This is a genomic window from Paractinoplanes polyasparticus (genome assembly GCF_019710575.1).
GTDB classification, from domain to species: Bacteria; Actinomycetota; Actinomycetes; order Mycobacteriales; family Micromonosporaceae; genus Actinoplanes; species Actinoplanes polyasparticus.
Map to the genome: position 1 here is coordinate 598,203 of NZ_JAHWFK010000001.1, position 22,218 is coordinate 620,420.

The 22,218-nt window shown below is 72.0% G+C and carries 21 protein-coding genes; 4 read left to right on the top strand and 17 right to left on the bottom strand.

All coding sequences use genetic code 11. The features are described from left to right. Nucleotides 1–34 precede the first annotated feature (34 nt). Nucleotides 35–841: an alpha/beta hydrolase gene (locus KXC43_RS02765; RefSeq protein WP_221374250.1), complete on the bottom strand. Its 807-nt coding sequence runs from the start codon at nt 839–841 to the stop codon at nt 35–37. A gap of 30 nt (nt 842–871) precedes the next feature. Further along, nucleotides 872–1,597, bottom strand: a complete 726-nt coding sequence (locus KXC43_RS02770; protein ID WP_221374251.1) for a tetratricopeptide repeat protein — start codon at nt 1,595–1,597, stop codon at nt 872–874. 134 nt (nt 1,598–1,731) lie between these two features. On the opposite strand from KXC43_RS02770, the gene KXC43_RS02775 reads away from it, so the two are divergent. Together KXC43_RS02775 and KXC43_RS02780 are read left to right on the top strand one after the other, a co-directional pair. Next, a complete protein-coding gene (locus KXC43_RS02775) occupies nt 1,732–4,395 on the top strand; it encodes a helix-turn-helix transcriptional regulator (protein WP_221374252.1) in 2,664 nt (887 codons plus the stop codon). Between the two features lie 81 nt (nt 4,396–4,476). Next, a complete protein-coding gene (locus KXC43_RS02780) occupies nt 4,477–5,772 on the top strand; it encodes a DUF808 domain-containing protein (protein WP_255643326.1) in 1,296 nt (431 codons plus the stop codon). Nucleotides 5,773–5,956: 184 nt separating this feature from the next. On the opposite strand, the gene KXC43_RS02785 is transcribed toward KXC43_RS02780, so the two are convergent. The 9 genes from KXC43_RS02785 to KXC43_RS02825 all read right to left on the bottom strand — a co-directional run bounded on the left by KXC43_RS02785 (nt 5,957) and on the right by KXC43_RS02825 (nt 14,989). Beyond that, nucleotides 5,957–7,654, bottom strand: coding sequence for an acyl-CoA synthetase (locus tag KXC43_RS02785; protein WP_221374253.1), 1,698 nt, complete (start codon nt 7,652–7,654; stop codon nt 5,957–5,959). Nucleotides 7,655–7,858: 204 nt separating this feature from the next. Continuing rightward, entirely contained in the window at nt 7,859–8,314 is a 456-nt protein-coding gene (locus tag KXC43_RS02790) for a MaoC family dehydratase (protein WP_221374254.1), read from the bottom strand. 35 nt (nt 8,315–8,349) lie between these two features. Next, entirely contained in the window at nt 8,350–9,231 is an 882-nt protein-coding gene (locus KXC43_RS02795) for an amidohydrolase family protein (protein WP_221374255.1), read from the bottom strand. Continuing rightward, nucleotides 9,232–10,146, bottom strand: coding sequence for an SDR family oxidoreductase (locus KXC43_RS02800; RefSeq protein WP_221374256.1), 915 nt, complete (start codon nt 10,144–10,146; stop codon nt 9,232–9,234). Further along, nucleotides 10,143–11,540 (bottom strand): branched-chain amino acid ABC transporter permease, encoded by a 1,398-nt coding sequence (locus KXC43_RS02805; protein WP_221374257.1) that lies wholly within the window; start codon nt 11,538–11,540, stop codon nt 10,143–10,145. Before KXC43_RS02805 ends, KXC43_RS02800 begins: the two co-directional genes overlap by 4 nt. Then, a complete protein-coding gene (locus KXC43_RS02810) occupies nt 11,537–12,385 on the bottom strand; it encodes a branched-chain amino acid ABC transporter permease (RefSeq protein WP_221374258.1) in 849 nt (282 codons plus the stop codon). Before KXC43_RS02810 ends, KXC43_RS02805 begins: the two co-directional genes overlap by 4 nt. Further along, entirely contained in the window at nt 12,382–13,062 is a 681-nt protein-coding gene (locus KXC43_RS02815; RefSeq protein ID WP_221374259.1) for an ABC transporter ATP-binding protein, read from the bottom strand. The genes KXC43_RS02810 and KXC43_RS02815 overlap by 4 nt, the downstream gene beginning before the upstream one ends. Then, on the bottom strand, nt 13,059–13,817 hold the full coding sequence (locus KXC43_RS02820) for an ABC transporter ATP-binding protein (protein ID WP_221374260.1): 759 nt from the start codon (nt 13,815–13,817) through the stop codon (nt 13,059–13,061). The genes KXC43_RS02815 and KXC43_RS02820 overlap by 4 nt, the downstream gene beginning before the upstream one ends. Further along, entirely contained in the window at nt 13,817–14,989 is a 1,173-nt protein-coding gene (locus KXC43_RS02825; protein ID WP_221374261.1) for an ABC transporter substrate-binding protein, read from the bottom strand. The genes KXC43_RS02820 and KXC43_RS02825 overlap by 1 nt, the downstream gene beginning before the upstream one ends. Before the next feature lie 96 nt (nt 14,990–15,085). On the opposite strand from KXC43_RS02825, the gene KXC43_RS02830 reads away from it, so the two are divergent. Then, nucleotides 15,086–15,868 (top strand): PaaX family transcriptional regulator, encoded by a 783-nt coding sequence (locus tag KXC43_RS02830; protein WP_221374262.1) that lies wholly within the window; start codon nt 15,086–15,088, stop codon nt 15,866–15,868. Here KXC43_RS02830 and KXC43_RS02835 read toward each other — a convergent pair. From KXC43_RS02835 to KXC43_RS02860, 6 genes are all read right to left on the bottom strand, one after another. After that, nucleotides 15,865–17,067, bottom strand: a complete 1,203-nt coding sequence (locus KXC43_RS02835; RefSeq protein ID WP_221374263.1) for a sensor histidine kinase — start codon at nt 17,065–17,067, stop codon at nt 15,865–15,867. The two genes, KXC43_RS02830 and KXC43_RS02835, sit on opposite strands and share 4 nt — an antisense overlap. Then, nucleotides 17,064–17,747: a response regulator transcription factor gene (locus KXC43_RS02840; protein WP_221374264.1), complete on the bottom strand. Its 684-nt coding sequence runs from the start codon at nt 17,745–17,747 to the stop codon at nt 17,064–17,066. The genes KXC43_RS02835 and KXC43_RS02840 overlap by 4 nt, the downstream gene beginning before the upstream one ends. 7 nt (nt 17,748–17,754) lie before the next feature. After that, nucleotides 17,755–18,624, bottom strand: coding sequence for a S1C family serine protease (locus KXC43_RS02845; RefSeq protein WP_221374265.1), 870 nt, complete (start codon nt 18,622–18,624; stop codon nt 17,755–17,757). Between the two features lie 82 nt (nt 18,625–18,706). Beyond that, complete coding sequence (locus KXC43_RS02850) at nt 18,707–19,657, bottom strand: VWA domain-containing protein (protein WP_221374266.1); 951 nt, start codon at nt 19,655–19,657, stop codon at nt 18,707–18,709. Beyond that, nucleotides 19,654–20,616, bottom strand: coding sequence for a DUF58 domain-containing protein (locus KXC43_RS02855; RefSeq protein ID WP_221374267.1), 963 nt, complete (start codon nt 20,614–20,616; stop codon nt 19,654–19,656). Before KXC43_RS02855 ends, KXC43_RS02850 begins: the two co-directional genes overlap by 4 nt. Beyond that, a complete protein-coding gene (locus KXC43_RS02860) occupies nt 20,613–21,623 on the bottom strand; it encodes an AAA family ATPase (RefSeq protein WP_221374268.1) in 1,011 nt (336 codons plus the stop codon). The genes KXC43_RS02855 and KXC43_RS02860 overlap by 4 nt, the downstream gene beginning before the upstream one ends. Before the next feature lie 64 nt (nt 21,624–21,687). Between KXC43_RS02860 and KXC43_RS02865 the strand changes: the two genes are divergently transcribed. Then, entirely contained in the window at nt 21,688–22,179 is a 492-nt protein-coding gene (locus KXC43_RS02865; RefSeq protein ID WP_221374269.1) for a cupin domain-containing protein, read from the top strand. Nucleotides 22,180–22,218 lie beyond the last annotated feature (39 nt).

Sequence of the window (22,218 nt, forward strand, 5' to 3'; positions counted from 1 at the left end):
GGCTCGTGTCGCCGGATGCCGTTGCGGGCGTACGTCATGCGGTGTGCGTGCCGATCCAGGTGAGGGAGGTTTCGGCCAGGTCACGCCAGCCGCGGTCGAGCGGCGCGCTGTGGCCGCGGTCGGGGAACTCGACGAGGTCGGTGCGGGAGCCCGCGTAGAGACGGTGCGCGCCGCGGACCACGACGGCCGGCACAGTGTGGTCGCGGCCGCAGGCGATCATCAGCAGCGGGGCCCGGCCGGCGCGGGCGGTGTCGACGGCCGAGGGCGCGTCCCGGGTGAAATTGGCCGACGACACCTCGAACAGCGGACGGCCGGGCGCCGGGATGGCCACCCGGCGATGGATGTCGGAGGACTCGGCCGGGGTGAGCGCATTGCCGAACCCGTACGCGAACTGCTTCTCGGTCAGGGCGACAGCACGGCCCCGGTTGGCCGGCGAGCGCAGCACCGGGAAGGCCGAGCGCAACAGGCTGAACGGCACGGCCCGGACACCCTTGATCGGCGCCGGCGAGATCGTCACCGCTCCCGCAGCCAGGTCGCGGTCGAGCAGCTTCTGGGCGATCAGGCCGCCGAAGGAGTGCCCGACGAGGATCGGCCGCTCGTCGAGACCGGCCAGGAACTTGGCGTACGCGTCGGTGGCCTCCTCGACGCCGACCCCGTGCATGCCGGTGGGGTCGGCCCGCGTGGCCGCAACCGATTCGGCGTCCCCCGGCCAGCCCGGGGCGTGCGTCTCGTAGCCCTGCCCGGCGAAGAGCTCCTGCCACGGTTCCCACGAGCCGGAGTGAATCCACAGGCCGTGGATGAAGACCACCGTCCGGGCCGCCGCCATCGGAATCATGTTCATGCGGGCACGCTAGGACGGCCCACTGGACAGTCAGTGAATTCCGGCGAAGGCCGCCCGCGGATCGGTCAGCTCACCCCGGGCGTACTCGGCGGCGTAGGCGACCGGGCCGAGCGCTTCGAGGGCGGCGGCGCGGACGGCGGCCAGGTCGGCGGCGTCGTCGGGGTCGGGCACCTGGCCGATTTCGGCGAACGCGACATCGGTCACGCCGACCATCAGCGCGGCCCGGGCGAAGTCGCCCTCCGCGGCGCCGAGGGCCGCTTCGGCCAGGCAGACGTACGGTACGAAGTCCTTCCACCCGTGGCCGAACACCCGCTCGCGTCCCTCGGCGAACAGCCGGCGCGCCTCGTCGAGCCGGCCCAGCTTCAACTCGACGAACGCAAGGTTGTGATACTCCGAGTTGACCTGGACGGGCCGGCCCAGCTCCTCGTTGACCGCGATGCTCGCCCGGTAGAGGTCGCGGGCCCGCAGCAGGTCGCCCGACATGCGCGCGATCCCGGCGAGCACGTGCCGGGGCCGTTCCTCGAGCCGCCGGTCGCCGGAGAGCTGGGCCACCTCGAGCGCCTTCCGGGCCCGGGCCTCGCCGGTGGCCAGGTCCCCCTCGCGGATGGCGACCCGGGCCAGGCTGTAGCGGGCCTCCACCTCACCCGCCGGGTCGCCCGCGGCCGAGGCCCGTGCGATCTCGGCCTCGCTCATGCTCACCACGGCGTCGGTCTCGCCCCGCCGGAAGGCCGATCGCACCCGGTCGCTGAAGCTCATCGTTTCTCCATGCTGTCTGATGTCGCGTCCATCACGCTCCGCGGGCACGGTAGCCGGGCCCAGTTGACGACCAGTTGACGCGGCACACGCGTCGCTGGTTGGGGCCGGCCCGAGTGCCGTTGCAGTATGGGGGCATGGGGGAGATCGTCGGGCGGGATGCGCTGATCAGCGCCATCGAAGCGCTTCTCGGCGAAGCGGTCGGCGGGCACGGGGCGACGGTCGTGCTGCGGGGCGAGCCCGGCATCGGCAAGACCGTTCTGCTCGAGCGCGCGGTCCGCTCCGGCCGCGAGCGCGGAATGCGCGTGCTGCGGGTCACCGGCGTGCAGGCCGAGGGCCGGATTCCGTACGCCGGGCTGGACCAGCTGCTCCGTCCGGTGCGCACCGCCGCGGTGGGGGCCGGATCGCCGTACCGCCGCGCAGTGGAGGTTCTGGGTCTGCTCGGCGAGGCGGACGAGCCGGTGCTGCTGGCCGTGGAGGACGCGCACTGGCTGGACGCGGAGACCTGGGAGACGCTGACCTTCCTGGGACGGCGCGTCGGGTCCGACCGGATCGCCGTGATCATGGCTGTGCGCGACGGCGAGGACGTCGACCGGCGGCTGGCCGCGGCCGGGCTGCCCGAGCTGCGGCTCGACCCCCTGCCGGCCGCCGACGCCGAGATCCTGCTCGATCGCCATGCGCCCGATCTCGTCGCGACCCTGCGGGCCCGGGTTCTGGACGAGGCCGCCGGCAACCCGCTCGGTGTGGTCGAGCTCGGCTCGGCCGCGGCCCGCTTCGGCGGGCCGGCGCTGCTGCCGTCGTCGCTGCCGCTGAGCGCCCGGGTGGAACGGACCTTTGCCGGACTGGTCGCGGAGCTGCCCCCGCTGACGCGCGACCTGCTGCTGCTCGCGGCGCTGAACGACGGGAGCAGCCTGGACGAGATCAGGGCCGCCGGGGCGATCCTGACCGGCGCCGAGGTGCCCACCGAGGCGATCCAGCCCGCGGTGACCTCGCGGCTGGTGACCGTCGACGAGCAGTACGAGCTGCGGTTCCGGCACCCGTTGCTGCGTTCGGCACTGCGCCAGCAGGCGGCGCCCGGCGACCGCCGCCGGATGCACGCGGCGCTGGCCGAGGTGCTCGGCGACAGCCCGATCCGCCGGCTCTGGCACCGGGCCTCGGCCGTGCCCGGCCGGGACGAGGCCCTGGCCCGCGAGCTCACCGTGCTGGCCGCCGACGCCGTCCAGCGGCAGACGGTCGCCTTCGCCCTAGCCGCGGCGAACCGGGCCGTGCAGCTCAGTGAGGATCCGGCCGAGCGGGCCCGGCGGCAGATCTGGGCCGTCCACGCGGCGCACGAGCAGGGCGACCCGCAGACGGCCCGGCGGATCCTGACCGAGATCGACGACCGCGAGCTGCGGGCGCCCGACCGCGTCCGGGTGGTCTTCATGCGCGACCACTACTTCCCCGGCGTCAGCAACGGCCCGGAAAGGCTGCCCGCCTACGCCGGCATGATCCGCACCATGCGGGACGGCGGCGATCCCGACATGGCCGTCCAGGCCATGTGCGACATCGCGCTCGGGGTCCACTACAGCAACGCCCCCGCGCACATCCGCGAGCAACTCGTCGACGCGGCCCTCGCGCTCGGCCTCGACGAGGACAGCCCCCGCCTGACCGCGATCCTCGGGCAGATCGCGCCCATCGAACAGGGCGCCGTCGTGCTGGAGCGACTGCGGCGCTTCGTCCACCGGACGGACATCCCGCCGACGTGGCGAGCCGACCTGACCGTGGCCGCCTGGGCCGTCGGGGCGTTCGAGATCGCCGCCACCATCGGCCTCTCGAGCGCCACCGACCTGCGTCACCAGGGGCGCATCGGCACCCTGTCGGTCTCGCTCAACGCGGCCGCCGCCGCCCACGCCTCGCTGGGCGACACCCGTTCGGCGCTGCCGCTGGCCGCCGAGAGCATCGCGCTGGCGACGGAGATCGGGCAGCGGACCTGGGTGCTGGGCGGCATCCTCATCACGGCTCAGGCCGAGGCGCTGCGGGGCGACACCGAATCGGCCCGGCGCCGGGCCGACGAGGCGGAACAGGCGTTGTCCTCGGCCCGGCGGTTCCCCATGCTGTCTCTCGTGCAGCGGGCACGCGGGCTGGCGGCCCTGGCCGAGGGCCACGCCGAGGACGCGTTCCGGCAGCTCATGCGCGTCTTCGACCCCGCCGACACGGCGTACTTTCCCCACCAGCACCTGCACCTGCTGGGGCATCTGGCCGAGGCGGCCGTGCTCGGCGGCCTGCTGGACGAGCTGCGGCCGGTCGCCGAGCAGCTCGAACCGGTGGCTGAGCGCAGCCAGTCGCCGGCCCTGCGCGTGGGGCTCGGCTACGCCCGGGCCGTGCTGACCGGCGACTACGAGAGGGCCCTGGCCGACGACCTGACCGACTGGCCGTTCGACCGGGCCCGCCTGCAACTGACGTACGGCTCCGTGTTGCGCCGTTCCTTCCGGATCTCGGAGAGCCGTCCGTTGCTGCGGGCCGCCGCCACGACCTTCGACGCCCTCGGGGCCACGCCGTGGGCCGACCGGGCCCGCGCCGAGCTGCGCGCCAGCGGTGAGACCCGCCGCAGGCCGATGGACACGCTGGACACGCTCACCCCGCAGGAGCAGCAGATCGCGCGGCTGGCCGCCGAGGGACTGAGCAACCGCGAGATCGGCGAGCGGCTGTTCCTGTCGCCGCGGACGGTCAGCACCCACCTGTACCGGATCTATCCGAAGGTGAACGTCCGGTCGCGGGCCGAGCTGGCCCGGGTCATCACGGCAGGCCTGTCCGTCGCCTGATACCGGCCCCGACGGCGCGACGGGCCCGCTTAGGCGAGAATGGGCATGCACGGACGTGCCCAACTGAGGAAGGACCTTGTCTTGGCCGGTGGACTCGTAGCCCTGCTGGACGACGTGGCGGTGCTGGCTCGCGCCGCTGCCGCGTCGGTCGACGACATCGGGGTGGCAGCGGCGAAAGCCGGCGCCAAGGCCGCCGGTGTCGTGATCGACGACGCCGCGGTCACGCCCCAGTACGTGCGCAACCTGGCGGCCGAGCGGGAAGTCCCGATCATCAAGCGCATCGCGCTCGGGTCGCTCCGCAACAAGTTCCTCTTCATCCTGCCCGCGATCCTGCTGCTCAGCCAGTTCGTGCCGTGGCTGCTCACGCCGATCCTGATGCTCGGCGGCGCCTACCTCTGTTACGAGGGCGCCGAAAAGGTGTGGGCCAAGATCGCCCACCACGACGCCCACGGCGCGGACGACAAGGCCCCCGACGAGAAGACCCTGATCAGCGGGGCCGTGCGCACCGACCTGATCCTCTCGGCCGAGATCATGGTCATCACGCTCAACGAGGTGATCGACGAGCCGTTCTGGTCGCGCCTGGCCATCCTGGCCGTGGTCGCCCTGGTCATGACGGTGGCCGTTTACGGCGCGGTCGGCCTGATCGTGAAGATGGACGACGCCGGGCTGCGGCTGTCCCAGCTCTCCGGCCCGATCGCCGGCTTCGGCCGCGGGCTGGTCAAGGCCATGCCCATCGTGCTGACGGCCCTGACGATCATCGGCACCGCCGCCATGCTCTGGGTCGGCGGCCACATCCTGCTGGTCGGCGCCGACGAGCTGGGCTGGCATTTCCTGTACGAGCAGGTGCACCACCTCGAGGAGGCGGCGCACGACGCCACCGGCGCGCTCGGCGGCCTGATCGGCTGGCTGGTCAACACGGTGGCCAGCGCGATCCTGGGCCTCGTGGTCGGCGCCCTGATCGTCGTCGTGCTGACCTACACCATCCACCGCCGCAAGCCCGACACCCACGACACCGCCCACGCCCCCGAGGCCCACACCGCGGCTCCCGGTGCGACTGGGGCCGCGACCGCCGCTCCCGTCGCCGGCACCGAACCAACCGCCGGTGATCAGCTCACGACCGACACCCGGGCCGACGCCCAGCCGGTGGCCGACGCCCAGCCTGGTGCCGACGCCCAGCCGGTAGCCGACGCCCAGCCTGGTGCCGACGCCCAGCCGGTAGCCGACGCCCAGCCGGTAGCCGACGCCCAGCCTGGTGCCGACGCCCAGCCGGTAGCCGACGCCCAGCGTGAAGGTCGTTCTCGGGCTGCGGCTACGGCTACGGAGGATGAACCGGCGGGCGGCGACCCCAAGCCCCAACCGAACACCGAGTCCCACTGACGGTGGGCGGGACCGCCGAGCCCGGTGGTCCCGCCTGCTCTGCCGTCCGCACGAGCCACAGATCGCCGGGCTTGCCCATAATCACCGCGGGGCACATGAATTCCCCTCACCCCGGCAGGCCGCTTGTCACCCAGGCGCGGAATCGCCTCTGACCGGACGTGCCCATCCTCACCGCCGCGCAGAGTCACCGCTCGCCGGTCGTGCCCGTGTCCAGTGGCCGGGCTCGTAGCGGCGCCTTGCGAACCTTGTTCGAGCCGGTGCGGGGCAGGTCGTCGACCACGTCGAAATAGGCCGGCAGCTTGTACCGGGCAAGCCGCCCGCCCAGAAACTCACGCACCTCGGCCGGATCAACCTCTCGGCCCGGAACCGCCACGACGAACGCCCGCCCCACCTCGCCCCACCTCTCGTCCGGCACGCCGACCACGGCCGCCTCGGCCACAGCCGGATGTTCGAAGAGGACAGCCTCGACCTCGGCCGGATACACGTTCTCGCCGCCCGACACATACATGTCCGTCAGCCGGTCGACGATGTGGAAGTGCCCCTCGTCATCCACCACCGCGATGTCACCCGACCGGAACCAGCCACCGTCGGCAAATGCGGCCGCCGTGGCGGCCGGATCGTTCCAGTAACCGGGTGTCACGTTCGCTCCCCGCACCCACACCTCACCCGGTTCACCGGCCGCGGTGTCGCTGAGATCCGGTCGCACACAACGGACGTCCGCAAAGAAAACCGGCACACCGGCCGACCCGACGTGCGCCGAACTCTCCCGAGCTTCCAAGAACGTCGCCCCAGGCGCGGTCTCGGTCAGCCCGTAGCCCTGGCAGAAGGTCAAACCCCTCTCCTGGTACGCGGTGATGAGCGCCGGCGGAACAGCGGCGCCCCCGCTCATGACGCTGCGCACCGACGACAGATCAGTCGATGCCCACCGCGGCGACCGAGCCAGGGCCGCGAACATGGCCGACACGCCGAACATCCAGGTCACCCGCTGCGAAGCGATCAGGGCCAGAGCCTCGTCCACCTCCCAGCGCGGCATGATCACGCTGGCGCCACCCTTGAGAAAGGTCGGCAGCAGACACTGGTTGAGCGCGGCCACATGAAACAGCGGCGCCCCGATCAACCCCACCTCGTCACCGCCGACGTCCACCCCCACCAACAGGTTGAAGCAGTTCCAGACGACGTTCCCGTGCGTGAGCACCGCCCCCTTCGGCCGCCCGGTGGTCCCGGACGTATAGAGAATGAAGGCCGCGTCATCCAGTGACAGCGCCACGCCCTCATCCACAGACGCCCCACTACCCACAGCCGAAGCACCCGGTGACAGCGCCACGCCCTCATCCACAGACGCCCCACTACCCACCGCCGAAGCACCCACTGCCCTCGCCACGCCTTCGTCCACAGACGCCCTGCCGCCCATAGCCGAGGCACTCGGCGACGTCGCCGAGCCGTTGTCCACAGAGCGCCCGCCAGGACCAGTGATGGCACTCAATGGCATCGGTATGACGACTGTGGACAAGGACTGGACGGTTTCCGCGCAAGAGGGGCCGTACACGAGCAGCGACGTGCCGCTGTGGAGGAGCATGTAATCGATCTCGGGCGCGGTCAGCCGGAAGTTGAGCGGTACGAACACCGCTCCCAGGCGATGCGTGGCGAACATCGTCTCGACGAACGCGGGATGGTTGGGACCGAGATACGCGACCCGGTCACCCGGTCCGACCCCTTCGGCCCGAAGACGTGCGGCCACCCGGCCCACCCGCGCGTGGAGCTCGGCGTACGTGATCCGGTCGCCCTGGAAGACCAGCGCAGTCCGGCCCGGCGAGATAGCCGCACGTCGCGCCGGCCAAGCCCCCAGTCCCACATTCGCCATCGTCATGAAACCGCCTCCCATCCCGCCGGTCGGCCGTCAACCAAGAACACCGATCAACTCAATGCCGCGCCGACCAGGCCCCTCAGCCCCGCACATGTCGCGGTCCTTACCCCACTACGCCGGCCGCGCGACCGTCGCAGTCGCGCCCCGCCATGCCGGCCCTGCACCTGTCACAGTCGCGTCCCGTCCGGCCCGGCCGGCACCGGGCCGGGGTGGCCTCGGACGTCATGCGTAGTAGCGGTATATCGGGTGGGCCACGCAGGCGGGCTTGTCGACGCCGTCGATCTGGACGGTGAACGTGAGCGACATCTGGACGCAGCGGCGGGCCACCTGCTCGACCTCGTCCACCGTGGCCGCCAGACGGATCTTGGAGCCGACGCGGACCGGGCTCGGGAAACGCACCTTGTCGAGGCCGTAGTTGACGCCCATCTTGATGCCGTCGACTGCCAGCAGCTCCGAGAAGAACGGGATGACCAGCGACAACGTCAGATAGCCGTGGGCGATCGTCCCACCGAACGGGCCCTGGGCGGCGCGTTCGACATCTACGTGGATCCACTGGTGGTCGTCGGTGGCCGCGGCGAACGCGTTCACCCTGTCCTGGGTGATCTCCAGCCACGAGCTGGGGCCGAGCTCCTGCCCGACCAGCGCCTGGAGCCCGTCCAGTCCGTTGACAGTGATCATGTGGTGTCTCCTTCTCGTCGGTGCGCCTGGGCCCGTCAGCGAGCGCCGTCGTCGGTCAGCCCGAGGAGCCGGGCCGCGTTGTCCTTCAAGATTCTGGGGCGTACGTCGGGCTTGATGTCCAGTGCGGCGAAGTCGGCCAGCCAGCGGTCGGGGGTCAGCACCGGATAGTCCGAGCCGAACATCACCTTGTCCTTCAGCAGCGTGTTGGCGTAGCGGACCAGCTGGGGCGGGAAGTACTTGGGCGACCAGCCGGACAGATCGATGTGCACGAGCGGCTTGTGGGTGGCGACTGCGAGGGCCTCGTCCTGCCATGGGAACGACGGGTGGGCCAGGATGATCGTCAGCCCGGGGAAGTCCACAGCCACGTCGTCGACCAGCATCGGGTTCGAATAGCGCAGCCGGACACCGCCGCCACCGGGCACGCCCGCGCCGATTCCGGTCTGCCCGGTGTGGAAGAGCGCCGGTACGCCGAGTTCCTCGATCGCCTCGTAAAGCGGATACGCCATCCGGTCGTCCGGTGCGAAGCCCTGCAGGCTGGGGTGGAACTTGAATCCCCGCACGCCGTGGTCCCGCACCAGCCGGCGGGCCTCCCGCACGCCGGCCCGGCCGCGGTGCGGGTCGATCGAGGCGAACGGGATCAGCACGTCGTCGTGCGGGGCGCAGGCGTCCGCCACTTCCTCGTTGGGGATGCGCCGATGGCCGGTGGCATGCTCGGCGTCGACCGTGAAAATGACCGCGGCCATCCGGCGTTCCCGGTAGTAGGCCGCGGTCTCGTCGACCGTCGGCTGCCTCGGGCCACCCGATCCGAAGTACGCGGCGGAAGCGCCCAGCAACTCCGGGCTCAGCGACCCGTGCCCGTCCCGGCCGACCTCGCAGTGGGTGTGGACGTCGATGGCCACCAGCTCGCCGACGTTCACTCAGGCCGCCGGGGGCAGGGTGGGGGCGGGGATCCCGTACGTCTCCGGTTCCGCGCCGATGCTGCCGGCCCAGGCCGCGGCGATCGCCTCGCTGGTCCAGCCGCCGTCAGCGAACGCGACAGTCTTCTCGTGCGGATGGGACCACAGGGTCAGCCGATCGCCGCCGATGCCGATCGCCTGGCCGGTGACGTCCTTCGCGGCGTCCGACGCGAGGAAGACGATCAGGCCGGTGACGTCGTCGACCGTGCCCATGCCCTCGTCGCGGCGCAACCACGTGGGCAGGGGCGTTCCGGTGCGTTCGGCCTCCTCGATCACCGGGGCGAACGCGGGAATGGTCTTGGTCATCTCGGTGACGGCGACCGGAACGATCGCGTTCACGGTGATGCCGGCCCGCGCCAGCTCCAGCGCCCACGTACGGGCCATCGCCGCGATCCCGGCCTTCGCGGCGGCGTAGTTGGTCTGGCCGAAGTTCCCCCGCTGCCCCGCCGGCGACGAGACCAGGATCAGCCGGCCGCCCTCCCCGCGTTCCCGCATGTGGACAGCGGCCGCCCGTCCACAGGTGAACGTGCCGCGCAGGTGCACGTTGACCACAGCGTCGAAGTCGTCGTCGCTCATTTTCCACAGCACCCGGTCCCGCAGGATCCCGGCGTTGGTGACCATCACATCGAGCCGCCCGAACTCCCGCACCGCGGTATCCACAAGTAACTCGGCAGTCGCCGTCTCCCCCACCGCGGCAACCACCCCGGTCGCCCGGCCCCCACCGGCAACAATCGCGTCGACCGCGTTGTCCACAGCCTCCGGTTCGATGTCGTTCACCACCACAGCAGCTCCCGCGTCAGCCAGCGCCCGGGCGTAGCCCAGCCCCAGCCCTCGCCCGCTTCCCGTGACCACAGCGACCTTCCCGGAAAGTGTCATCGTTTCTCCCGTCCTGGTTCCGACCGAACCGATGCCGAATTCCCGGACGCCGTGACCCCACCGCCAGGAGCGGCATCACCGTCCACCGGACTTCCCGAGGCAGAACCGTCGCCACCGGAGCCGGACGCAACACCGGCTGAGCCCGACCCATCGGCCGCAGCATCTGCGATACCGACGCCCGCTGTGGAGCCGGCAGAACCGTCGCCTTCAGGAGCGGAGCCCTCGGCCACAGAACCCGAAGCACCCGACGCCGAGCCACCGGACGCAACGCCAGGCAAAACAGGGCGACCGAATCCAGAACTGTCGGAAATACCAGCACCCGACGCGGAACCACCGAACTCGGCACCAGCCGCAGCGGGGCCACCGGGCCCGGGACCGACGGCAGCGGCAGCCGGGGCGGGGCCGGCCCACGGGAAGTGGCCGCGGCGTCGGAGCAAGCGGCTCACGGCCGGGACGATGCCGCGCGGCAGGTAGCGGACCACCGCGATGAGCACGAGGGCGTAGACCGCGTACGAGAAGACGGTCGGGGCGTAGCTGGGCATGCCGGGCTGGGTGCCGACGGTGTTGAGCACCTGGACCAGCAGCACGATCACCACGGCCCCGACGACCGGGCCGGTCAGGGTGCCGAGGCCGCCGACCACGGCCATCACCACGAACTCGATCGAGAGCAGCACCGGGAAGGAGCCCGGGGAGAGGTATCCCAGATAGAAGGCGTAGACGCCTCCGGCCAGGCCGGCGAACGCGGCTGACAGGGCGAACACCGCCAGGCGGTACGCGCCCACCGGCACGCCGGCTGCGGCGGCGGCGATCTCGCTGCTGGCTGCGGCCCGCAAGGCTCGGCCCGGGCGGGACTTCACCACGTTGCGCGAGATCAGCAGGACCACCGCCAGCACGAGCCAGGCCAGGTAGGCGTAGCCGAGGTCGTCGCGCAGTTCGTAACCGGGCACCGACAGGCGTGGGATGCCCTGCAGACCGATCGCGCCGCCGGCCCACGTTCCCTGGCCCAGCAGCGAGAGCAGGATCAGCTGCACAGCCAGCGTTGCGAAGGCCAGGTGATGGCCGCGCAGCCGCAGCAGCGGCGCGCCGAGCAGCACCGCCGCCGCGGCCGCAATGACCGGCGCGGCCAGCAGACCGACCACCGGGGGCAGCCCGTGCACCGCGAGCAATCCCGCGCCGTAGGCGCCGATCGCATAGAACGCCGCCTGCCCGAGCGACACCTGCCCCGCGTACCCCATCAGCAGGGAGACCCCCACCGCGACGGCCGCGGTGAGACCCAGCAGCACGTACGTCGTGAGGTGCCGCTCCGGCAGCAGCGGCGGAAGCGCCAGGGTCACGACGGCGGCGAGCGCCACCAGCCACCACTTCCCGGCGTCACCGGCCGTCCGCCCGCTCATCGCGCCACCCCGGCCAGTGCGCCCGCCCGCGTAGCCTGCACGACCATCACCGTCAGCATGAGCAGCAAGGCCACCTCCAACTGATACGCGCCACCGCCGAAGCCCGCGATCAGCGTCTGGGCCACGCCCAGCAGCAGCCCGCCCGCGAGGGCGACACCCGGCCGGGTCAGGCCGCCCAGGATCGCCGCCGCGAAGCCGTTCACGATCAGGGTCACGTCGCTGTCGAAGGTGACCTGCTGGATCGGGGTGGTGAGCACGCCGGCCAGCCCGCCCAGCGCACCGCCGAGCGCGAACGCCAGCAAACCCATCCGGCGCACGTCGATGCCCACCACCCGGGCCGCGTAGCGGTTGCTGGCGCAGGCGGTGAGGGCCTTGCCGAGGTCGGTGCGGCCGAAGAACGCGCCCATGGCCACGAACACGGGCACCGTCACGGCCAGGATCAGCAGGTAGTGGGCCTGGATCCGGGCGTCGCCCACGGTCAGCACCCCGGGCAGTCCGGCGAAGGAGCGCGGCTGGTCGCCCCAGACCACGATCTCGACCGCGTACGCGAAGACTCCCACCCCGAGCGTGATGATCAGCGCCGCACCGGGCTCCCCGGTCGCGATCAGGCCGACGAGAACTCCGGCCCCGGCCGCGACCAGGACGGCCGCCGACTCGGCCAGGACGTGCGGCAGACCGGCCGACAGCAGCGTCGACGTGAGCATCGCGGCCACCACCGCGAACGCGCCCTGGGCGAAGTTCACCACCCCGGTCACCCGGTAGATCGCGACCAGCCCACTGCCGACGAGGGCGTACCCGGCGCCGATGCCGAGACCCGTCACCACGTACGCGATGAGGTCGCTCATCCCGCCGCCACGTGACCGCCGAGGTAGGCCGCCGCCACGCGGGGGTCCCGCGCCAGCTCCGCCGCGTTCCCGCTGAGGACTGTCCGCCCGGCCTCCAGCACGTACGCCCGCCGGCACATCGACAGGGCCAGTCGCGCGTTCTGTTCGATGAGCAGCACGGCCAGCCCCCGCTCCCGGTGCAGCGCCTCGAGATGGCCGGCCAGGGTGCGGACGACCAGCGGCGCCAGCCCCAGACTGAGCTCGTCGACGACCAGGATGTCGGGCCGGGCCATCAGCGCCCGCCCGATCGCGACCATCTGCTGCTGACCGCCCGACAGCGTGCCCGCCGCCTGCCGGCGGAGCCCGCTCAGTTCGGGCATCAGCTCGTAGATGCCCGAGGTGTCCCGGCCGCGCCGGCCGTTGCGCCAGCCGCCCAGCCGCAGGTTGTCGTCGACGCTCAGACCGGCGAAGACCTCCCGCCCCTCCGGCACCTGCGCGAGCCGGCCCCGCACGGTGATCTGTCCGGCCTCCGCCCCCACGAGGCCGGACAGAGCCTTCACCAAGGTGGACTTCCCGGCGCCGTTGGCCCCGATCAGCGCCACCATCTCGCCCGCTTCGACGGTCAGGTCGACCCCGTCCAGCGCGGTCGCCCCGCCGTACCGGACGACCAGCCCCTCGACCCGCACGACAGCCGTCACGCCGCCGCCTCGCCCAGGTAGGCGTCGATCACCGCGGAGTCGGCGCGCACCTGTTCCGGCCGACCCTGCGCGATGACCCGGCCCAGGTCGAGCACGGTGACCCGGTCGGCCAGCCGCATGACGAAGCCGACGTCGTGCTCCACCAGCAGCATGGTCAGCCCCTCACGGCGCAGCTCGCCCAGCAGCACGGCCAGCCGTTCCCGCTCCCCCGCGCGCAGCCCGGACGCCGGTTCGTCGAGCAACAGCAGCCGCGGCTGCCCGCACAGCGCCCGCGCCAGCTGGAGCGCACGCTGCTGCCCCAGCGGTAGCGTCTCGGCCGGTCGCCCGGCCCACTCGGAGATTCCCGTCCGGGCCAGGCATTCCCGCGCCCGGGCCTCGATCTCCCGCTCCTCGGCCCGGAACGGTGGCAGCCGCAGGGCTGCTTTCACGAATCCGGCCCGGGTCGTGCCGTGCGCGCCCACCATCACGTTCTCGAGCGCCGTCATCCCCGTGAAGATGCGAGCGGCCTGGAACACCACGCCCAGCCCGCGCCGGTGGGCCGGCAACCGGTCGATGCGGCGCCCGTCGAGTTCCACCGTTCCCGCGTCCGGCGCGAGCTGCCCACCGATCAGCGCGAACAGCGTCGACTTGCCGGCACCGTTGGGCCCGATCACGGCCCGCAGCTCGCCCGGCTCGACGGTGAGGTCCACATCGCGTACGGCGTAGACCCCGCCGAACGACCGGGACGCGCCGGCGACCGTGAGCGCCGCGCCCATCAGCCGCCCACCGTGGCCAGCTTGGCCTTCGAGTACGCGGTCGGCTCCAGGATCCCGCCGCGCACGGTGGTGATGGCGATGAAGTCCGTCGTCAGTCCACTGTGGTTGCCGGCCGAGTACTTGTAGGTGCCGTTGGGCGTGGTCAGAGTCAGGCCCTCCAACGCGTCCCGCACCTTCTCGCGCTCGGTGCCACCGGCCTTCTCGACGGCCGCCGCCAGCAGCTTGACCCCGCTGTAGCCGTCCTGCGCGAACTGCGGCGGCGGGTAGCCGTACTTCGCCTCGAACGCGGTCGACAGCTCCTCGATCGCGGTCTTCTGCGGACCGGCGGGCAACGCGTCGCCGACGACACCGATCGAGCCGGCGATCGTCACGCCTTCCGCGGCCGGCCCGGCCGGGTCGAGGAACAGCTTGCTGGCCTGCGATCCGGTGAGCACCAGGGGAATCTTCAGGCCGGACGCCGCGTACTGCTTGGTCAGCGCGACCGCGGGCGCACCGGTGCCCCACACCATCAGGGCCTGCGCGTCCGAGGCCCGCACGTGGGTGAACACGGCGCTGAACTCGGTGGCCGTGGTCTGGAACTGCTCGACCGGGCCGAGAGTCACCCCGTACGCGGAAGCCTTGGCCTGCAGGCCCTTGAAGCCGGCCGAGGCGTAACTGCTGCGGGTGTCGTAGGCGACGGCGACGCGGGTCAGCTTCTGAGCCTGGAAGTACTGGAGCGCGGCCTCGGCGTACGTGCCGGAGAGGGCGGGCACGACGAAGACGTACGGGTGGATGGGCGTGACCTGCTCGTCGGCCGGTGTCAGCGAGAGGTACGGGATCTGTTCGCGGTCGACCAGCGGGATGGTGGCCAGCGCCGAGTTGCTGAAGGGCGAGCCGATGACGGCGTCGGAGTCGTCCTTGAGCTCGTTGAACGCGAGCACCGCCTGGTCGGGCAGGCTCTTGTCGTCGCGTACGGAAAGCTCGATCTTGCGGCCGCCGATGCCACCGGCGGCATTGATCTGGTCGACGGCGAGCGCCACCGACTTCTGGTTCTCGGTGCCCAGGGGCGAGTAGTTGCCGGTCAGCGAGACGATCTGACCGACCTTGACGACCTCACCGGAGGAGCCGCCGGAGGAATCGGCGGCGCACCCGGCGGTCGCCAGGACGAGGAGACAAACGAGGACGAGTCGCACGGTGTACCCCCAGTGGGAGCGTGAAAGCCGTGAATGTCTGCACCGAAGTTAGGCGTGTCTGGAACTGCCGTCAAGAATCTGCCTAACATCTTCCGCATGGCGCAACCGCAGACCCTGCTGCTGATGCTGTTCGGCGACTTCGTGCTCGACCGCGGGGTCAGCGTCTTCTCGGGCAGCGTGATCGAGGTGTGCGCGCGGCTCGGCATCTCGGAGCACGCCGCCCGCTCGACGCTGACCCGGATGGTCAATCGCGACCTGCTGCGACGACGCCGGGACGGGCGGCGCATGTACTTCGGGCTCACCGACCGGTCCACGGCGATCCTGCGCGACGGCCGCACCCGCATCTGGGAGACCGGCGCCGTCAACGACCGCTGGGACGGCACCTGGACGCTGCTCAGCTTCTCGCTGCCCGAGTCGTGGCAGCGCCAGCGGCACGACCTGCGCTCCCAGCTCGCGTGGGCCGGCTTCGGCCCGATCCAGGGCGGCCTGTGGATAGCGCCCGGCGAGGTCGGCGCCCAGCAGATCGTGGGCGAGCTGGGGCTGGAGGCGCACGCCCGCGTCTTCCACGCCCGGGCCGGGGCGCTCACCGACATCGAGGCGATGGTCCGGGACGCGTACGACCTGGACGGGCTGGCCGGGCGCTACGCGGAGTTCCTCGACCGGTGGGACGGCCCGCCGCCGCTCACCGACCCGCTGGCGGCCCGGCTCAGCCTGATCGCCGAGTGGCTGCACGCCATCCGCCGCGACCCGCGCCTGCCGGTCGAGCATCTGCCCCCGCAGTGGCCGGCCGTCCGCGCCCAGAAGGTGTTCCGCGAGCTTGAGACGGCGTCCCGACCGGCCGCCCGCGCGATCGCCGACGACCTGCTCGACGTTCTTTAGGGCCAGGGGCTCCCGTGTGGGGGCGGCGCATCCTCGGTGCGGCCCGTGGCGGGCAGCCACAGGACGAACGTGCTGCCGTTGCCGGGCGTGGAGTAGGCCGCCACGCGACCGTCGTGCGACTCGACGATCTGGCGGACGATGGCCAGCCCGAGGCCGGTGCGGCGTTCCCGGCGTACGCCGGCGGCCGCCCCGCCGTCGGCCCCGCGCCAGAAACGGTCGAAGACGCGGGGCAGGTCGTCCGGGGCGATGCCGGGCCCCTCGTCGGCGACGGCCAGCCACAGCCACGAGCCCGAACGGCCGGTGGCCACGGTGATGGTCGACGGCGCCGGAGCCAGCCGCACCGCGTTCGACAGCAGGTTTCCCGCGGCCCGGCGCAGCGCGTCGGCATCGCCGATCAGGTGCAGGCCCGGCGTCGTCTCGTAACGCAGCCGCAGCGGCCGGTCGGTCACGAACGACTCCTCGCCCGCCTCGCGCGCCACCACCGAGAGGTCGACATCGGCGTCGAGGCTGGTCTCGGCGCTGCGCCGGGCCGTGGCCAGCAGGTCCTCGACCAGGCGGGACATCCGCGTGGTGGCCCGGTCGACCATGACCACGGCCCGCTGCCGCTCCTCCGGGGTCGCCTCGGCGACGTTGAGCGACGCGTCCAGGTGGGTGCGGATGATCGCCAGCGGGCTGCGCAGCTCGTGCGACGCGTCGTCGATGAGCTGCCGCTGAGCCTGGAACGCGCGGTCGAGCCGGTCGAGCATCGAGTCGATGGTGTCGGCCAGGTCGCGCAGCTCGTCGCGTGGCCCGCCGAGCCGGATGCGCCGGGACAGGTCGGTGGCCTGGATGTCGCGGGTCGTGCGGGTGATCGCCCCGACCGGCCGCAGCGCCCGGCCCGACAGCACCCACCCGATGGCCAGGCTGGCCACGAACAGCACGGCCAGGGCGATCATCGAGTACGACCGGAGGGTGGTGAGGGTGTTGTAGTTGACCGCCGCCTCGATCTGGCCGATCTCGGCAACGTTCGTGACTCGCTGCAACTGCCGGTTCTGGTCGTACACCTTGGCCAGCTGCGCCGTCACCGGCTGCGGTTCCGTGGTCTGACGGACCGCCAGGTAGATTGCCCCGAGGGTCACGGCCGCGACGGCGAACAACACCATCGAATAGATGACGGTGAGCCGGAACCGGATCGACCGGAACACCTCGGGGAGATTCACGCCGCCGCCTCCCGCAGCCGGTAGCCGCGGCCCACGACCGTCTCGATCGAGCCCTCGCCCAGCTTGCGCCGCAGCGTGCCCACGGTGACCCGCACGGTCTGGGTGAACGGGTCGGCGTTGGCGTCCCAGACGTGCTCGAGCAGCTCCTCGCTGGAGACGACGTGCCCGGGCCGGGTCATCAGGTATTCCAGCACGCCGAACTCCTTGGGCGTCAGCGACAGCGGCCGGTCGGCCACGGTCACCGTGTGGCGGGCCGCGTCGAGCACGACGTCGCCCACGGTGAGCTGCGACGACCCGCCGCCGCCGTCGCGCCGCAGCAGCGCCCGCACCCGGGCCAGCAGCTCGGCCAGGTGGAACGGCTTGACCAGGTAGTCGTCGGCCCCGTCGTCGAGGCCGCGCACCCGGTCGTCCAGGCCGCCGCGGGCGGTCAGCATGAGCACCCGCGGGTCGCCGTCGCCGGGCGTCGGCAGTTCGCCGGTGCGCAGCGAACGGCACAGGTCGAACCCGTTGCCGTCGGGCAGGTTCACGTCGAGCAGCATCAGGTCGTACTCGTTGACGGTCAGCCGGTCATAGGCCTGGGCGGCGTCGAACGCGACGTCCACCGCGTAGCCGGTGCGGGCGAGCCCGACGCGCAGGCCCTCCGCCAGATCTTCCTCGTCCTCAACTACCAGCAACCGCATTCTTCGACTATCCACGCGCGATGAGGGAATCGGCGACCTGCCGGGCCCTTTCGATGGGAACCGCGAAGCCGATCCCGATCGAACCGCCGCCCTCCAGGGTCGCGATGGCCGTATTCACCCCGATGACCTCGCCCCGGGCGTTCACGAGCGGTCCGCCCGAGTTGCCCGGGTTGATGGACGCGTCGGTCTGCACCGCCGTCTGCCGCGAACTTCCCCCCAGCCGTACGGGCCGGTCCAGCGCGCTGACGATGCCCGCCGTCACGGTGCCGCTGAGCCCGAGCGGGGATCCCACGGCCAGCACCGGCTCCCCGACCCGGGTCGCGCTCGGGTCGGCCAGCGCCAGCCGGTCCAGCGCGGCCGCGTCGTCGACCCGCAGGACGGCGATGTCGTTGCTCGGGTCGGTGCCGACCACCTCGGCGTTGAGGCGGCGGCCGTCCGACCCGACGACGGTGATGTTCCCGCCACGACCGCCGGCCGCGACGACGTGGTTGTTGGTGACGATGTGGCCGCGGTCGTCGAAGACGAACCCCGAGCCGGAGCCGCCACCCGAGGCGGTGCGAACCTGCACCGACACGACGCCGGGCAGCACCCGGGCGGCCGCGCCGACCAGGTCCGACGGCACCCCGCCGACGGGCGGCGGAGCGGCGGTGGCGGGCTCGGTGCCGCCGCCGTCGTCGTCGCGGCCGGCCGCGTAACCGGCTGCTCCCCCGGCACCGGCCGACAGCCCGATGACGGCGAGGGCCGCGAGGGCGGCGGCCGGAAGGCGGCGGCCGCGCGGCGCTGCGTGCGCCGGCCCGGCGGTGACGCCCGGCGCAGGGGCCGATGCCCAATCGGGTGAGTGGAACTCCGGACCGCGAGGTGAGCCGAGTCCAGACATGAGCAGTCCTTTCCGAACGTCAGAGGACGCAGGCGAAACATGAGGGGAGGCAGGCGAGACGTCCGACGAGCCGGGCGAAACGTCAGGGGAGGCGGGCGAACCAGAACATCGACGCCAGGGCCGCGAGGAGCGCGAGGCCGAGCCCGATGCCGATGAAGCGCGCGGACACGTCCCGCACCTCGGTCTGGTAGCCCACGGAGGAACCGATGTCCGCGTACGCGTTTTGCAGCTCTTCGGTGTTGGCGGCCTCGAAGTAGCGCCCGCCGGTGGCCTCGGCGACCGACTGGAGCGTCTCGCCGTCGACCGGCACCTGCTGGCCGTCGCCGATGGTGCCGCTCGTCGTGCCGAAGGCGATGGTGTCGACCGGCACGCCCAGCTCGCTCGCCATGCGGGCCGCCTCGGCCGGGTCCTGCCCCGCGGTGTTGGCGCCGTCCGACAGCACGATCACGCGGGCCGGCGGCACATCTTCCTCGGCGGCCGAGTCGACCGACCGGATCTGGTCGAGCGCCGATGCGATCGCGTCGCCGATGGCCGTGCCGGCCTGACCCGCCGACCCGTCGGCCAGCCGGTCGATGCCCGTGCCGAGCTGGGCCCGGTCGGTGCCCGGCGGGACGAAGACCGAGGCCTGCCCGGCGAACCCGACCAGCCCGACGTTGAACTGCTCGGGCAGGTCCTCGACGAAGAGGCGGGCGGCGTCCTTGGCCGCGCTCAGCCGGTCCGGTGCGACGTCGTCGGCCAGCATCGACCGGGACACGTCCACCGCCACGAGCACGGTCGCCCGCTCCCGCGGCACCCGCACCTCGTCCTGCGGCTGGGCGAACCCGACGACCAGCAGGCCGAGCATGGCCAGGAACAGGGAGGCGGGCAGGTGCCGCCGCCAGCCCGGGCGGCGCGGCGCCACCCGGTCGAGAAGCTTCAGGTTGGTGAAACGAACGGCATACCTGCTGCGGCGGCGCTGCGCCACCACGTACGCGACGACGAGCGCGGCCACGCCGAGCAGCAGCCACAGCCGTTCCGGGGAAAGCCAGGTCATCTCGGTGTCCTTTGAGGTTTCGTCGCACCCCGGCTGAGCCGCCGCCGGGCATGCACATGACGCACGATGTCGGCGACCCAGTCGCGGTCGGTCCGAAGGGGAAGGTGGGCGGCGCCGGCCCGCTTGACCGCCTGCGCGATCGTGGCCTGCTGCTGGGCGGCGGCTGCCGCGTATCGTTCGCGCAGCTTGCGACTGGCTGTGGGCACCTCGCGGCGCCGGCCGGTCTCCGGGTCGACCAGCGTGAGCAGGCCGACGTCCGGCAGTTCCTGCTCGCGCGGATCGCCCACCTGCACGGCCAGCACCTGATGCCGGGAACCGAGCCGGCGCAGGGGCTCCTCCCAGGACGGGGCGGCCGGGCCCAGGCCGTCCTCGTCGAGCCCGTCGAGGAAGTCGGAGACCACCACGACCAGGCCCGTGCGCGGCGTCTGCCGGTGCAGCGCCTCGATGCCGTCGCCCAACCCGGTCGCCTGCTGGTTGCGCGGCGTCAGCATCATGGCCCGCAGCAACGAGAGCAGGGCCTGCCGGCCACCGCGAGCGGGGAACCGCCGTACGCCCCCGCCGGTCAGCAGGTGCGCACCGAGCCGGTTGCCGTTGCCGAGCGTGAGGAACCCGACGGCTGCCACCGCGGCGATGGCCAGCTCCCGCTTCTCGAGGTCGGCCGTGCCGAAGTCCATGCTGGCGCTGGCGTCGACCAGCACGTGGGTGCCGAGCTCCCGGTCGGCGTCGAGGGTGCGCACGTGCGGCACGGTGGTGCGGGCCGTGACGGACCAGTCCATCCGCCGCACCTCGTCCTCGCCGGGGCGGTACTCGCGGCTGCCCGCGGGCTCGCTGCCGATGCCGGGCAGCAGGCCGAGATACGTGCCGTGCAGGAGCCCGTCGAGCCGCCGCGTGATCATCAGTTCGAGCCGCCGCAGCCGGCGCTCCGGCACGAGCTCGGCCCGGAAGCCGCCCTCGTTCATGCGGCCATCCCCAGGCCCGGGCCGGTGTTCTCCTGGGCCGGAGCGATCAGGGGCAACGGGACGGCCTCGAGGATCCGCCGGACGATGTCCTCGGGCTGCACGCCGTCGGCCACCGCGTCGAACGAGAGAACCAGGCGGTGCGCGAGGACGTCAGGGGCGATCTCGAGCAGGTCGGCGGGCAGCACGTAGTCCCGGCCGCGCAGCAGGGCGATTGCCCTTCCGGCGGCGACCAGGCCCAGCGTGGCACGCGGGCTGGCCCCGTACGCGAGCTGCGAGGCCACCTCGGGCAGACCGAACCGCTCGGGCTCGCGCGTGGCCAGCACCAGCCGCACGACGTACTCGGCCAGCGCGTGGTGGACGAAGACCGCGCGGGCCCGCCCCTGGAGCTCGTGCAGGATCACCGGGTCGAGAACCCGCTGGGCGACCGGGCGGGCGCCACCCATGCGGTAGAGGATGCCCAGCTCCTCCTGCTCGGTGGGGTAGTCGACGATCACGCGCATGAGGAAGCGGTCGCGCTGAGCCTCGGGCAGCTGGTAGACGCCCTCGCTCTCGATCGGGTTCTGGGTGGCCAGCACCAGGAACGGCTGCGGCACGGGGTAGGTGCGGCCGCCGAGCGACACGTGGCCCTCGGCCATCACCTCGAGGAGGGCGGACTGGACCTTGGCCGGGGCCCGGTTGATCTCGTCGGCGAGCACGATGTTGGCCATGATCGGGCCGAGCTCGACGTCGAACGACTCCTTGCCGGCGCGGTAGATGCGCGTGCCGAAGATGTCCGAGGGCACCAGGTCGGGGGTGAACTGGATCCGGTTGAAGGAGCCGCCGACGGCGACGGCCAGGGTCTCGGCGGCCAGGGTCTTGGCGACGCCGGGTACGCCTTCGAGCAGGCAGTGACCGCCGGCCAGAAGTGCGGTCATCAGACGCTCGACCAGACGGTCCTGTCCGACGATCACCTTCTTGACCTCGAACAGGGTCCGCTCCAGCCGGCGGTCGGTTGCTTCGTCTGTCATGCGTCGATGACACCAACTGACACCGAAAACCAACCGAAGGCCAAACTGTGGATAGCCTGACCGCATGACATATCCCCCGCCGCGATACCACGGCATCACCGGAGAAGTCAGCGCCACGTACCGGCCGAAGGACACACCGCCCGAGTTCGTGTATCCGAACGGCACCAGGGTGTCCTACCTGTCGACCGGAGACTCGACGGGCGGCTTGTTCGGGCTCTACCGCTGGGAATGCGGGCCGGGGGTCACCGGGCCCGACCCCCACTTCCACCGCTCGATCGCCGAGTCGTTCTACATCCTCAGCGGCAGCATGACGATCTACAACGGCACGGAATGGGTCACCACCGAGCCGGGTGACTACGTGCACGTGCCGATCGGCGGCATCCACGGGTTCAAGAACCGGTCGGGCGCGCCGGCTTCGATGCTGCTGCACTTCTCGCCGGGGGCGCCGCGCGAGGCGTACTTCGAGGGGCTCGTGGAGATCGCCCGGATGGAGGACGAGGAGCGCGCCGAGTTCTACGCCAAGCACGACAACATCTGGCTCGACGGCAAACCCTAAGGGTCGCCCGCGTTCCGCCGATCAGGCTGGTGAGGAATC